Source organism: Modestobacter italicus, assembly GCF_000306785.1.
GTDB lineage: Bacteria > Actinomycetota > Actinomycetes > Mycobacteriales > Geodermatophilaceae > Modestobacter > Modestobacter italicus.
Genome location: NC_017955.1, coordinates 223,813 through 236,881, shown reverse-complemented (window position 1 = coordinate 236,881; position 13,069 = coordinate 223,813). Strand labels below are relative to the sequence as shown.

The window sequence follows — 13,069 nt, the reverse complement described above, 5'->3', positions numbered from 1 at the left end:
GCGGACCCTAGCCACGCCGAACGCAACGGAACTCCGGGGTCCGGGAGTGCCCGCCGCCGGGCAGGGTAGGTCGCGCGGGATGCACCGAGGTCGCCGGTCCGCCGCCCGCTCAGTTCGCCGTGCCCTCGAGGCCGGCCCGGCCGGCGAGCGCGGCCGCCTCCACCCGGGTCGAGACCTTGAGCTGGCGCAGCAGGTTGGCCACCAGCCGCTTCACGGTGCGCTCGGAGACGTGCAGCGTCGTGGCGATGTCGACGGTGCTGGTGCCGGCGGCCACCAGCCGCCAGAGCCGCCGGTCGTCGGCGGTCAACCGGGCCGCGATGCCCTGGTCGGCGCTGGGTGCCGCGTCGTCGAGCAGCTGGCGCAGCAGCTGCTCCGGGACCACCGACCAGCCGTCGAGCACGGCGAGCAGCGGGCGGACCAGCGCCTCCGGGGACGTCGTCTTGGGCAGGAAGGCGCTGGCACCGGCGCGCAGCGCCTCCAGCGCGGCGTCGGCCTCGGCCAGGCCGGACAGCGCCACGACCCGCACCATCGGCTCGGCCCGGCGGATCGCCGCGATCGCCCGGGTCCCGCCGGGCGGCGGCATGTGCAGGTCGACGATCGCGACGTCGGCGTTGTGCCGGCGGACCAGGGCCGCCCCGGCCGAGGCGTCCTCGGTGGTGCCCACCACGCGCACCCGGCCACCGCTCTCCGGGGGCAGCAGCAGCGCCAGACCCCGGCTGAACAACGGGTGGTCGTCGATGACCACCACGTCCACGGGGGGCCGGTGCCCAGCCCCGGCGTCGATGCCCTCCACGTCACTCCCCAGGTCCCGCTGCGCTCCGGCGTTGCTGACCGACGCGCAACCCGGAGGTGCCCGTGACCCTCGCCGCTGACACACGCCCCGCCGCCCTGCCCGGCGTCCTCGCCGGCCTGCTGCGCGCCGTGCGCAGCCGCCTGACCCGCCCTGCCGCCCCGGCGGTGACCCCGGAGGACGCGCTGGTCCGGGCGATGTGCCACGACATGCGCAGCCCGCTCGCCGCCCTGGAGTCGGTGCTGGACCGGCTGGACCACGGCGCCGCCGGGGAGCCCGAGCTGCTCGAGCTGGCCCGCGCCCAGGCCCAGCACCTCTCCTCCATGCTGCGCACCGCCGACGCCACCGGCGGGGCGCCGGCGCGGCGCGGCACCCGTCCGCTGGTCGACGTCCTGCGGGCCTCGGCCGCCGCCTCCGGGCTGCCGCGGCAGCAGCTGACCGTGCAGCTGGCGGAGGACGCCGACCAGGTGCAGGTGGCCGACGCCCGGGTGCAGCGCGTGCTCACCAACCTGCTGGAGAACGCCCACCGGCACGGGGAGGGCAGACCGGTGCGGTTGCGCGCCGAGCGCCGCGGGGCGTGGGTGCACCTGGCGGTGACCCAGGCCGGGGTGCCGGCGGACGCGGTGGTCAGCCGGCTCAGCCAGGAGACGCCGCCGGTCGACCTCGACGGCCTGGGGCTGTGGTCGGTGCAGCGGCAGACCCGCGAGCTGGGCGGGCGGCTGCTGTGGTCCCTGGCCGAGGACGGGGCGTTCACGCTCACCGTCCGCCTGCCGGACCGGTGAGCACGGAGCTCAGGGAGCGGCGGCGACCGCCTGCGGGGTGGGCCGGGCGGTCAGCGTCGAGCCGACGCTGGCGGACACGACCACGGCCACGGCCACGAGACCGAGGGCGGTGGTCCCCTGGCCGAGCAGCAGCCAGCCGGCGAGGGTGGCGACCGCGGGTTCCAGGCTGAGCAGCACGCCGAACACCCGTTCCGGCAGCCGCCGCAGCGCGGCGAACTCCAGCGTGTAGGGCACCACCGACGCGAGCAGCGCCGTCCCGCCGACCAGCAGCAGCAGGTGCGGGTCCGGGAGCGCCTGCGCGGCACCGTGCGCGCCGAGGGGGGCGAGCACGAGCGCGCCCACGGCCATCGCGACCGCCAGCCCGCCCTGCCCGGGGACCAGCGCGCCGACCCGGGAGCTGGCCAGGATGTACAGCGCCCAGAACACCGCGGCGGACAGGGCGAACAGCACGCCGAGGCGGTCCAGGCCCGGGCCGGTCCCGTCGCCGAGTCCGAAGAGGGCCACGCCGATCCCCGCCAGCAGCACCCAGCCGAGGTCGCGCAGCCGCCGGGACTGGGTCGCAGCGAGCACCAGCGGGCCGAGGAACTCGATGGTCACGGCGGTGCCCAGCGGGATGCGGTCGATCGAGGCGTAGAAGGAGCCGTTCATCCCGGCCAGCGACCCGCCGAACAGCGCCACCGCCCGCCACTGCGGCCGGCTCCACGACCGAAGCCGCGGCCGGGCCAGGGCCAGCAGCACCAGCGCGGCCACGCCGAGCCGGAGCAGCGTGGTGCCGGCCGGCCCGCTGGTGTCGAAGAGCTGCGCGGCCAGCGCGGCGCCCACCTGCAGCGAGACGCACGAGCCCAGCACCATGAGCACCGCCGGTCCGGAGCGCACCGGTCGGGTGGCCCCGGGCCGGCCGGTGGTCACGGCGTCGGGGGCGGGCACGCCGAGAGCATCGCCTGCTCCCGCGCGGTGCGTCCAGCGCGTCCCGGGCAGCGGGCCGCGCAGGTCGGCCCCGAGGGGCCACCGGACGGCACGGGGGTGACAGCGGGGCAGGGCATCTGGGAGGTGTCACCGCGAGCGCGGCGACACCGACGACGCCGAGGGAGAACGCCCGTGTTCACGCACACCCACGCCCTGCAGTTCGAGGCCAAGCCCGACGGCCCCGACCCGGACTTCGCCCGCAAGATGCAGGAGGTCCTGGGCGGTCAGTGGGGCGAGATGACCGTCGCCACCCAGTACCTGCTGCAGGGCTGGAACTGCCGGCTGCCCGGCAAGTACAAGGACATGCTCCTGGCCATCGGCACCGAGGAGCTGGCCCACGTCGAGATGATCGTGACCTGCATCGACCGGCTGCTCGACCACGTGCCGCTCAAGCCCGACGCCGCGGACCGCACCAAGGAGGCGGCGGCCGGCTACGGGCAGCACAACCCGCAGCACGCCATCGCCAACGGTGGCGGGGCCAGCTACATGGACAGCATGGGCAACCCCTGGACCGGTGCGTACGTGACCGCCAGCGGGAACCTGTACGCGGACTTCTCCTACAACGCCACCGCCGAGATGCAGGGCCGCCTGCAGGTCGCCCGGCTGTGGAACATGACCGACGACCCGGGCGTGAAGGACCTCCTCCGCTTCCTGCTCACCCGCGACCACATGCACCAGCAGCAGTGGCTGGCCGCGATGGAGGAGCTGAAGGCCGACGGGCTGGACGGCATCCCGGTGCCCGAGGCGTTCCCGCTGGACGAGGAGCTGCCGGAGTTCGCCTACACCTTCATCGACGCCTCCGACGGCCCCGAGGCGGCCAACGGCCGCTGGGCCAACGGCCCCGCGCTCGACGGCACGGACAACGTGCTCCGGGCCGCCCCGATCGCCGCCACCGCCGACGCCCCGATCCTGCCGCCGGGCGACCCGCGCCTGTACGGCACGCCCCCGGCGCCGATGACCGGCCTGCTCCAGAAGGCCAAGGACGCCCTCAAGTGAGGTGCCGCCTCCGGCGTCCGCACGCCTGAGGCACTCCGCAGCGCCGTCGCCGTGCCGGCGCCCCGGCTCCGCTCCCCCGAGCGGGCCTGGGACGCCGGCCCGGCGGGCGCCCTGAACCGTCACACCGGAGGTCCTGCCGTGTCCGTGCCCGTCCCCTCGCACACCCCGCACCTGCACCTGCCCGCGCTGCGCGTCCCGGCCCTGCCCGGCGGGCTGCCGGTCGCCACCGTGCTGCTGTCGGTGGTCTACGCCGCCGCGCTCGCCGTCGCCCTGACCGCTCCCGGCCAGCACGCGGTGGCCGGCTGCGCCGTGCTGGCCGGCCTCGTCGCCCGCACCGTCGTCCGCCGCCGCCGGACGACCGCCGGGGCGCTCGCCGCGAGCACCGCCACGGTCGACTCGATCGCCGTCCTCCCCGCGGAGGCCCCCGCCACCGCGGCGTGAAACGCCACCAGGCGCGCCCCCCGTCGGGGACGCGCCTGGCTGCGTTGCAGGGCTCTGCCCGGCCTCGTCCAGAGGCTCGTCCCGAGCGTGCGAGGGATGAGGAGGACGAGGTGTTTCGTCAGTGCGGGACGGCCTTCTCCGCGCCGATCCCGGTGAGCGAGCGGACCTCGAGCTCGGCGTACTTGTCGACGTCCGGGCGGTCCTTGGACAGCTTGGTGCCGAGCCAGCCGAGGAAGAACGACAGCGGGATCGACACCAGGCCCGGGTTGTTCAGCGGGAACCAGGAGAAGTCGACGTCCTGGAGGAGCGACGTGCTCTTCCCGGTGGCCGGGTTGACCGGCGCCCCGGAGACGACCGGGGAGAAGACGATCAGCGTGACGCAGGCGATGAGCCCGCCGTAGATCGACCACAGCGCGCCCTGGGTGGTGAAGTTCTTCCAGAAGAGCGTGTAGAGGATCGTCGGCAGGTTCGCCGAGGCCGCGACGGCGAAGGCCAGCGCCACCAGGAAGGCGATGTTCAGCCCGGCCTGCAGCGCCAGGATGCCCAGGCCGATGGCGACCGCGCCGATGACGATGGCGGCGATCCGGGCGACCTTGACCTCCGACCCCGGTGCGGCGTTGCCCTTCTTGATCACCGAGGCGTAGACGTCGTGCGCGAAGGAGGCCGACGCGGTGATCGTCAGGCCGGCGACGACGGCCAGGATGGTGGCGAAGGCGACGCCGGAGATGATCCCGAGCAGCGCGGTGCCGCCCAGCTCGAAGGCCAGCAGCGGCGCGGCGGCGTTCACCGCGCCCGGCGCGGCCAGGATCTCCTCCTTGCCGACCAGCGCACCGGCGCCGTAGCCGATGACCAGGCTGAAGAGGTAGAAGATGCCGATCAGCCAGATCGCCCAGACCACCGAGCGACGGGCGTCCTTGGCCGTCGGCACGGTGTAGAAGCGCATCAGCACGTGCGGCAGGCCCGCGGTGCCGAGCACCAGGGCGAGGCCGAGGCTGATGAAGTCCAGCTTGGTGACGTCGGTCAGGCCGTACTGGGCGCCGGGCTCGGCGACCGCCTGACCGCCGGACTCGATCGCCCCGCCGATCAGCGCGGACAGGCTGAACCCGTACTTGCCGAGCACCCAGACGGTCATCACGAAGGCGCCGGCGATGAGCAGCGTCGCCTTGATGACCTGCACGTAGGTGGTGCCGCGCATGCCGCCGACCAGCACGTAGAAGATCATCAGCGCGCCGACGACCACCACGACGAGGGCCTGCGCCGCCTCGCCGCTGACCCCGAGCAGCAGGGTCACCAGCCCACCGGCCCCGGCCATCTGGGCGAGCAGGTAGAAGAGGCTGACCACCAGCGTGGAGATCGCCGCCGCGGTGCGCACCGGGCCCTGCCGCATCCGGAAGGCCAGCACGTCGGCCATGGTGAACCGGGCCGTGTTGCGCATCAGCTCGGCGACCAGCAGCAGCGCCACCAGCCAGGCGACCAGGAAGCCGATCGAGTACAGGAAGCCGTCGTAGCCGTAGACGGCGATCGCCCCGGCGATGCCGAGGAACGAGGCGGCCGACAGGTAGTCACCGGCGATGGCCAGGCCGTTCTGGGTGCCGCTGATGTTGCGGCCGGCGGCGTAGAAGTCCGCGGCGCTCTTGTTGGTGCGGCTGGCCCGGAAGGTGATGACCAGCGTGATCAGCACGAAGACGCCGAAGATCGAGATGTTGACGGCCGGCTCGCCGATGGTCTCGGCCTCGGCCGCGATCAGGTCAACCACGGGTGGGCTCCTCGCGGCGGGGGGAGGCGTACTCGTGCGCCTCGAGCCGGTTGCGCATCTCGTCGGCGATCGGGTCGGTGCTGCGCCCGGCGTGCCGGACGTACAGCGAGGTGATCAGGAACGTCGACACGAACTGCCCCAGCCCCAGCAGCAGCCCGATGTTCACGTTGCCGAACACCTCGGTGGCCATGAAGTCGGGTGCGTAGGTCGAGAGCAGCACGTAGAGCAGGTACCAGGCGAGGAAGGCCACGGTCATGGGCACGGCGAAGCTGCGGAAGCGGCGGCGCAGCTCGGTGAACTCCGGGGAGTCCTGCGCCTGGCGGTACTCCTCCGGGGTCAGCAGCTTGCGTTCGGTCGGTGGGGTCATCGCTCGCCTCACTGTGCGTGGCCTGAGTGGTGATCGCGGTCACCATAAGGTGCGCCCGATCTCATGGGGAGGGGATGCAACCCGATGGTTATGCAGGTCGGACGACGCCGGACCTCCACCGCGGTGCAACGCCGGGGCAACACCGGGCTGGTGCCATGGGTCCATGGCGACCTCCTGGCCCCGCAGCAGCGCCCCCCGCGTCCTGGCCGAGGCCGGGTCGTCGACCGGCTGGTACCCGGTGGCCCGCTCGGCCGAGGTGCGGACGACGCCGGTGCCGGTGGGCGCCGCGGGCCGGGCCTACGTCGTCGTCCGGCTGCGGCCCGGTGCGGAGGTGACCGCGCTGTCGGCCCGCTGCCCGCACCGGCTGGTGCCACTGGCCACCGCCACCGTCGTCGACGGCCGGCTGGAGTGCCCGCACCACGGCTGGCAGTTCAACGCGGAGGGCCGCTGCGTGGAGATCCCCTCCCTCGGGCCGGACGGCACCCCGCCGCCGCGCGCCGACCTCTCGGCCCCGTGGGCGGTGGAGGAGCGGGACGGCTGGGTGTGGCTGGCCCCGGAGCGGACCCCGGTCGCCCGCCCGCCGCGGCTCGGTGGCCGCACGCCGGCCCCCGAGCCGGTGCCCGCACCGCCGGCCCCGGACGGACCGGTGTTCGGCAACCTCGACCCGGCGCTGGAGCACGCCTGGCACCCGGTCGCGTCCGCCGGTGAGCTGGTCGAGGGCGGCTACGTCCAGGTGCGGCTGCTCGGCCGGACGTGGACCGTGCACCGCCGCGACGGCGTGCTGGACGCCGACCCGCCGGCCTGGGGCGTCGTGGAACGGCTCGGCCTGGTGTGGATCGCCCCCGCCGAGCCGCGGGAGGAGCCGCTGGAGGTCCCCGCGGCCGGCGACGGCCGGGCCACCGCGGTGTGGCTGGCCCCGGCGCGCAGCACCGCCCCGGCGGGCCTGCTGGCCGACGCCTTCCTGGACGTCTCGCGCACCGGCCGGCCGCTCCGGCAGGAGGTGCCGGCGTACGAGGTGACGCCCGAGCCGGGCGGCTTCAGCAGCGTCCTGGAGCAGGACGGCCGGCGGGTCACCCTCCGCTACCGGGCCCCCTTCCAGCTGCTCCGGGTGGAGGAGCTGGCCGGCGGTGCGGTCCGGACGGTCCTGCGCCTGCTGCAGCCCGAGGACCCCGACTCGACCCGGGTGCACACCTGCCTGCTGCTGCAGGGCGCCGGCGGCGCGGCGGGGGTCCCGGCGGACGTCGTCGCGGCCGAGGTGGCGTCCCAGGAGGCGCTGCTCGCCGAGGAGCTCGCCCGGCAGGCGACGGCGGACGGCGCCGGCCTGCCGCTGCAGCTGCGCGACGAGCTGCACGTCCGGGCCGACCGGCTCGGCGTCGCCCTGCGCCGAGCGCTGGCCGACCTCGCCGCCGACGCCGCCGTGGCCGACCGGGCGGCCGACCTGGAGCGGCGCGCCTCGGCCTGACCCCTCGACCTCCGGGCATCCGGCGGACCGGAGGACGATCGGGCCGTGACCGCACCGGGAGCGTTCGAGCGGGGCACCGACGGCCCCCGCGTCATCCTCGTCGGGGTCGACGGGTCGCCCACCTCGCTGCGGGCCGCCGCCTACGCCGCCGGCCTCGCCCGCCGGCAGCGCTCGCGGCTGGTGGCGGTGCACGTCACCGAGGCGGCTCCGCCGATGGCCGGCTGGGTGCCCGCCGCGCAGGCCGTCGTCCGGGAGGCCGCCGCCGAGGTGGCCGCCGAGCTGCGCCGGGAGATCCTGTCGGCCGCCGAGCAGCTGGGCATCGAGGTCGACTACCGCACGCTGCACGGCGACCCGGTGGCCGAGATCTCCCGGATCGCCGACGCCCTGCCCGCCGACGCCGTCCTGGTGGGCGCCTCGGAGCAGGCCGGGCACCGGGTGATCGGCTCGGTCGCGGTCCGGCTGGTCCGGATGGGCCACTGGCCGGTGACCGTCGTCCCGTAGGCCGAGCGGGGGCTCGTCGAGTGTCAGCTCAGCGTGGACCCGCAGTCGACCCCACCACGCTCAGCTGCCACTCGAGGGCTGCTCGGTCCTGAACGCGCCGGCGACCAGGTCCCGGTGGACGGCGAGCAGCCGCCAGAGCACCCCGGCCAGGACCAGCTGCGCGGCCCCGGCGACCGCGAAGACCGCCGGCACGCTGGTCGCGTCGGCCAGCAGCCCGCCGACCAGCGCGCCCAGCGGGATGCCGCCCCACACCAGCGTCCGGTAGCCGCCCTGCACCCGGCCGAACAGCTCCTCGGGGATCAGCGCCTGGCGCAGCGACATGGTGAGCACGTTCCAGAACAGCACCCCCGCCGTCCCGGCCGCGAACAGGGCGCCGGCGACCCGGCCGTCGTCGGTGAACGCTAGCGCCCCGAGGGTGCCGGCGGCGAGCACCGACCCGGCGACCAGCGTGGCGGTCCGGCCGACCGCCCGGGCCAGCGGAGCGGCGGTGAGCCCGCCGACCACCGCGCCGACGCCGGCGGCGGTGAGCAGCAACCCGTACCCGGCCTCGCCGATCCGCAGGGTGTCCAGGGCGTAGAGCACCAGCACGCCGGTGGTCATCGAGTGGGTGGACGAGGTGCTCGCCGACACCAGCGTCAGACCGCGCAGGAACCGGTGCCGCCACAGCCAGCCGACGCCCTCGGCGACGTCCCGGCGGATCGTCGTCCGCGGGCCGTCGCGCCGGACCGGCCGGTGCGCACCGGCGACGCCGACGACGAGCACGGCGGCGAGCAGGAAGCCGCCGGCCGTGGTGAGCAGCGGCGCGGCGACGGCCAGCGCGAACAGCACCGAGCCCAGCGGCGCACCGATGAAGCCCTGGCTCGCCTCCTCCGCGGTGGTCAGCAGCCCGTTGCCGCGGTCCAGCTGCTCCTTGCGGACCACCTGCGGCAGCACCGCCCGGGCGGCGCTGTCGTAGAAGGTCTCGGCCACCCCGACGGTGAAGGCGACGGCGTAGAGGACGACGAGCGAGGTCGTGCCGGTCAGCGCGGTGACCGCCAGCGCCCCGAGCACCAGCGCCCGGACGACGTTGGCCGCGGCCATCGCCCGGGTGCGGTCGACCCGGTCGACGACGGCCCCCGCCGGCAGCGCGAACAGCAGCCAGGGCAGGAACGCCAGCGACGTCAGCCCGGCCACCAGCACCGGGTCCCGGGTCAGGGTCGCGGCCAGCAGCGGCAGCGCCACCAGGTTGATCCCGTCGGCGAGGTTGGAGACGGCGCTGGCCGCGTACAACCGCCAGAACGCCGGGCCGAGGGGCGTGGACACCCCGGGCACCCTGCCAGGCCGCCGGAGCCGGCTGGGACGATGCCCGCTGTGATCGACCTCGACGCGCTGGCCGGGCGCACGTTCGACGCCGTGCTCTTCGACATGGACGGCACGCTCATCGACTCGATGGCCGGCTCGCTGCAGGCCTGGGCACGCTGGGCGACCGAGCACGGCGTCGACCCCGCGCACCTGGCCGACCTGGGCGGGCGGCCGGCGGCCCAGGTCGTCCCGGCGCTGCTCACCGCCGACCGGGTGGCCGACGCGCTGGCCCGGATCGAGCACCTGGAGCACGAGGTGGCCGCCGACGGCATCGAGCTGCTGCCGGGCACCGTCGAGGCGCTCGCCGCGCTGCCGCCGGACCGGGTGGCGATCGTGACCTCGTGCACCCGCACCCTGCTGGCCGCCCGGCTGGCCGGCTCCCGGCTGCCGCACCCGCGCGAGATCGTCACCTTCGACGACGTCGAGCACGGCAAGCCCGCACCCGACCCGTTCCTGCTCGGCGCGCAGCGGCTCGGGGTCGACCCGACCCGCTGCCTGGCGGTCGAGGACGCCCCGGCCGGGCTGGCCTCCGCCCGCGCGGCCGGCTGCACGACGCTGGCCGTCGGCGACACCCACCCGCACGACGAGTTGGACGCCGACGCGCACGCCCCCGACCTCTCGCACCTCCGGTTCACCGCCGGCCCGGGCGGCATCGCCGTCTCGCTGACCTGACCCGCGGGTCATCCCCGGGGCGGACCCGCGACTCCCCCCGCAGGACGACGACGCGCGGTGGCCCACTGCCTAGGGTCGCTGCTGTGGACTCCCCGCAGCTCGAGCGCCTGTCGGCGTGGCTGCGCGACCACCCGCTGGCGGTGGACGCCGGCCTGGCGGTGCTGTTCTTCCTGGTCTTCTCCGTGGTGATGGGCGCGGGCTCCGGCTCGGGCGACGCCGCGGTGTTCGGCCTCCTGCTGAGCGTCCCGCTGGTCTGGCGCCGCCGGGCGCCGGTGGCCGCGGCGTCCGCCGTGGTCCTGCTGGGGCTGCTGCAGCTGGTGCTGGCCAGCGCGCCGCTCCTGCCGGCCGACGTTGCCGCGCTGGTGATGGTCTACTCGCTGGCCGCCTACGCGCCGCGGTGGGCGTCCCGCGCCGGGCTGGCGGTCGGGCTGGTCGCCGCCGGGCTGGCCGCTCTCCGGTACTACTCCTCGTACTACGAGCCGGCGTCCCTCGTGTTCATGGCCGGGACGATCGGCGTCACCGTGGTCGCCGCATGGGCGCTGGGCGACCTGCGGCGGGCCCGGCTGCAGCAGGTCGCCGGCCTGGAGGAGCGGGCCCGGCTGCTGGAGCTGGAGCGCGACCAGGAGATGCGGCTGGCCGCCACGGCGGAGCGGGCGCGGATCGCCCGCGAGATGCACGACGTCGTGGCGCACTCGCTGTCGGTGGTCATCGCGCAGGCCGACGGCGGGCGGTACGCCGGGCAGGCCGACCCGGCGGCGGCGACCTCGGCGCTCGAGCAGATCTCGGCCACCGGCCGGCAGGCGCTGACCGACATGCGCTCGCTGCTCGGCGTGCTGCGCGAGGACGGCGGCCGGGAGTTCGCACCGCAGCCCGACGTCGCCGCGATCGACCGGCTGGTGGCCGACGTGCAGGCCAGCGGGCTGGACGTCGACCTGATCGTCGAGGGCGCGCCGGTGACGATGCCGGCCGGGCCGCAGCTGGCCGCCTACCGGATCGTGCAGGAGTCGCTGACCAACGTGCTCAAGCACGCCGGCCCGGCGAGCCGGGCGTGGGTGCGGCTGCAGTGGCGGCCGGACGCGCTGGAGGTCGCCGTGCTGGACGACGGCCGCGGTGCCGCCGCCGCGGTCGCGGAGGAGGACGGACCGGTCCCGTCCGCGCCCGGGCACGGGTTGCTGGGCATGCGCGAGCGGGCCGAGCTGCACGGCGGCCGGCTGACCGCGGCCCCCCGGCACGGCGGCGGCTTCGGCGTCCAGGCCGTGCTGCCCTACCGTTCCCCCCGATGACCAGCCCCGCCCCGATCCGCGTCGTCCTCGTCGACGACCAGCAGCTCGTCCGGGCCGGATTCCGGATGGTGATCGACTCCCAGCCCGACCTCACCGTGGTCGGCGAGGCCGGCGACGGCGCGGCGGCGGTCGACCTGGTCCGGGGCACCGCCGCCGACGTCGTGCTGATGGACGTCCGCATGCCCGGCACCGACGGCATCGCCGCGACCGCGCAGGTCACCGCGCTGCCGGACCCGCCGCGGGTCGTCGTGCTGACCACCTTCGACCTCGACGAGTACGTCGTCGCGGCGATCGGCGCCGGGGCCAGCGGCTTCCTGCTCAAGGACGCCCCGCCGGAGGAGATGCTGGCCGCGGTGCGCACCGTGCACGCCGGCGACTCGGTGATCGCCGCCAGCTCCACCCGCCGGCTGCTGCAGCACGTGGCCCCGATGCTGCGCGGCTCGGCCGGGACGACGACGGCGCAGGCCGACCCACGGGCGCTGGCCGAGCTGACGCCGCGGGAGAAGGAGGTGCTGGTGCTGATGGCCTACGGCGCCTCGAACACCGAGATCGCGGCCCGGCTGTTCGTCAGCGAGGCGACGGTGAAGACCCACGTCGGCCGGGTGCTGGGCAAGACCGGGTCGCGGGACCGGGTGCAGGCCGTCGTCCTGGCCTACCGCACCGGCCTGGTCGCCCCCGCCGACCTCCTCCGCGACGCCCCCTGACGCCCACCTCACGCAGGCCGAGCCCGCGCTTTCGCGCGCGAAAGCGTGGGTGGGAGAGCTTTCGCGCGCGAAAGCGTAGGTGGGAGGGCGGGGGTCAGCCCCAGGGATGACGCTGGGTCATCCTCGGGCGGCACACAGCCGGCGGACAGGACCCACCCGTGCGGCGACGCGGGAGGACGGCTCCGGGCGAGAACGTGATCTCACCTGATCACCGCTCCTGGAGGCTCCCGTGTCCGTCCCCGTCATGACCGTCCCCGGCGAGGCCCCCGCCTCGCACCGGGACGCCGCCGTCCGCGCCGTGGGCCTGCGCAAGACCCACGGCAGCGGGGAGACCGCGGTGCACGCGCTCGCCGGGGTGGACGTCACGTTCGACCGCGGCCGGTTCACCGCGATCATGGGCCCCTCGGGGTCGGGCAAGTCCACGCTCATGCACTGCCTGGCGGGGCTGGACGCCGCCACCGAGGGTCAGGTCTGGCTGGGTGACACCGAGCTGACCCGGCTCCGCGACGACCAGCTCACCAGGCTGCGGCGGGAGCGGATCGGCTTCGTCTTCCAGTCCTTCAACCTGCTGCCGGTGCTCGACGCGCAGGAGAACATCCTGCTGCCGATGCAGCTGGCCGGGCAGCGCCCCGACCGCGCCTGGATGGACGCCGTGATCGGCCGGCTGGGGCTGCGCGACCGGCTGCGGCACCGCCCGCACGAGCTCTCCGGCGGCCAGCAGCAGCGCGTCGCCGTCGCCCGCGCGCTGCTCCCCCGCCCGGACGTCGTCTTCGCCGACGAGCCCACCGGCAACCTGGACTCGCACGCCGGCGCGGAGGTGCTCGACCTGCTGCGCTCCAGCGTCCGGGAGACCGGCCAGACCGTCGTCATGGTCACCCACGACCCGGTCGCCGCCGCCTACGCCGACCGCGTGGTGCTGCTGGCCGACGGCCGGCTCGCCGGCGAGGTGCACCAGCCGACCGCCGACTCGATCACCGGCGCGCTGCGCGGGCTGGGGGCCTGACCGTG

General features: G+C 75.6%; 14 protein-coding genes. 9 read left to right on the top strand and 5 right to left on the bottom strand.

Annotated elements, in window-relative coordinates; genetic code table 11:
• Positions 1 to 109 precede the first annotated feature (109 nt).
• Entirely contained in the window at positions 110 to 754 is a 645-nt protein-coding gene (locus tag MODMU_RS01180) for a response regulator (RefSeq protein WP_166503354.1), read from the bottom strand.
• 101 nt (positions 755 to 855) lie between these two features.
• Between MODMU_RS01180 and MODMU_RS01175 the strand changes: the two genes are divergently transcribed.
• Positions 856 to 1,572, top strand: a complete 717-nt coding sequence (locus tag MODMU_RS01175; protein WP_014738316.1) for a sensor histidine kinase — start codon at positions 856 to 858, stop codon at positions 1,570 to 1,572.
• A gap of 9 nt (positions 1,573 to 1,581) precedes the next feature.
• On the opposite strand, the gene MODMU_RS01170 is transcribed toward MODMU_RS01175, so the two are convergent.
• Positions 1,582 to 2,499 carry an EamA family transporter gene (locus MODMU_RS01170; RefSeq protein WP_014738315.1) on the bottom strand — a complete coding sequence of 306 codons (918 nt, stop codon included), beginning with the start codon at positions 2,497 to 2,499 and terminating at the stop codon, positions 1,582 to 1,584.
• Between the two features lie 171 nt (positions 2,500 to 2,670).
• Between MODMU_RS01170 and MODMU_RS01165 the strand changes: the two genes are divergently transcribed.
• Positions 2,671 to 3,534, top strand: a complete 864-nt coding sequence (locus MODMU_RS01165) for a manganese catalase (protein ID WP_014738314.1) — start codon at positions 2,671 to 2,673, stop codon at positions 3,532 to 3,534.
• Between the two features lie 138 nt (positions 3,535 to 3,672).
• Positions 3,673 to 3,975, top strand: a complete 303-nt coding sequence (locus MODMU_RS01160) for a hypothetical protein (RefSeq protein WP_014738313.1) — start codon at positions 3,673 to 3,675, stop codon at positions 3,973 to 3,975.
• 118 nt (positions 3,976 to 4,093) lie between these two features.
• Here the strand turns inward: MODMU_RS01160 and MODMU_RS01155 are convergent, their stop codons facing one another.
• Together MODMU_RS01155 and MODMU_RS01150 are read right to left on the bottom strand one after the other, a co-directional pair.
• On the bottom strand, positions 4,094 to 5,731 hold the full coding sequence (locus MODMU_RS01155; protein WP_014738312.1) for a solute symporter family protein: 1,638 nt from the start codon (positions 5,729 to 5,731) through the stop codon (positions 4,094 to 4,096).
• Complete coding sequence (locus MODMU_RS01150; protein ID WP_014738311.1) at positions 5,724 to 6,098, bottom strand: DUF485 domain-containing protein; 375 nt, start codon at positions 6,096 to 6,098, stop codon at positions 5,724 to 5,726. The genes MODMU_RS01155 and MODMU_RS01150 overlap by 8 nt, the downstream gene beginning before the upstream one ends.
• A 163-nt stretch (positions 6,099 to 6,261) precedes the next feature.
• On the opposite strand from MODMU_RS01150, the gene MODMU_RS01145 reads away from it, so the two are divergent.
• Positions 6,262 to 7,560, top strand: coding sequence for a Rieske (2Fe-2S) protein (locus MODMU_RS01145; protein WP_014738310.1), 1,299 nt, complete (start codon positions 6,262 to 6,264; stop codon positions 7,558 to 7,560).
• Between the two features lie 45 nt (positions 7,561 to 7,605).
• Entirely contained in the window at positions 7,606 to 8,061 is a 456-nt protein-coding gene (locus tag MODMU_RS28010; protein WP_014738309.1) for a universal stress protein, read from the top strand.
• Between the two features lie 60 nt (positions 8,062 to 8,121).
• Here the strand turns inward: MODMU_RS28010 and MODMU_RS01135 are convergent, their stop codons facing one another.
• The gene (locus tag MODMU_RS01135; protein ID WP_014738308.1) at positions 8,122 to 9,363 is read right to left on the bottom strand and encodes an MFS transporter; all 1,242 of its coding nucleotides are present in this window, start codon (positions 9,361 to 9,363) and stop codon (positions 8,122 to 8,124) included.
• A 39-nt stretch (positions 9,364 to 9,402) separates the two neighbouring features.
• Between MODMU_RS01135 and MODMU_RS01130 the strand changes: the two genes are divergently transcribed.
• The 4 genes from MODMU_RS01130 to MODMU_RS01115 all read left to right on the top strand — a co-directional run bounded on the left by MODMU_RS01130 (position 9,403) and on the right by MODMU_RS01115 (position 13,064).
• Positions 9,403 to 10,074 (top strand): HAD-IA family hydrolase, encoded by a 672-nt coding sequence (locus MODMU_RS01130; protein ID WP_041794833.1) that lies wholly within the window; start codon positions 9,403 to 9,405, stop codon positions 10,072 to 10,074.
• Between the two features lie 83 nt (positions 10,075 to 10,157).
• Positions 10,158 to 11,357, top strand: coding sequence for a sensor histidine kinase (locus MODMU_RS01125; RefSeq protein ID WP_014738306.1), 1,200 nt, complete (start codon positions 10,158 to 10,160; stop codon positions 11,355 to 11,357).
• Entirely contained in the window at positions 11,354 to 12,061 is a 708-nt protein-coding gene (locus MODMU_RS01120) for a response regulator (RefSeq protein ID WP_014738305.1), read from the top strand. Before MODMU_RS01125 ends, MODMU_RS01120 begins: the two co-directional genes overlap by 4 nt.
• A 229-nt stretch (positions 12,062 to 12,290) precedes the next feature.
• A complete protein-coding gene (locus MODMU_RS01115; RefSeq protein ID WP_014738304.1) occupies positions 12,291 to 13,064 on the top strand; it encodes an ABC transporter ATP-binding protein in 774 nt (257 codons plus the stop codon).
• Positions 13,065 to 13,069: the final 5 nt, after the last annotated feature.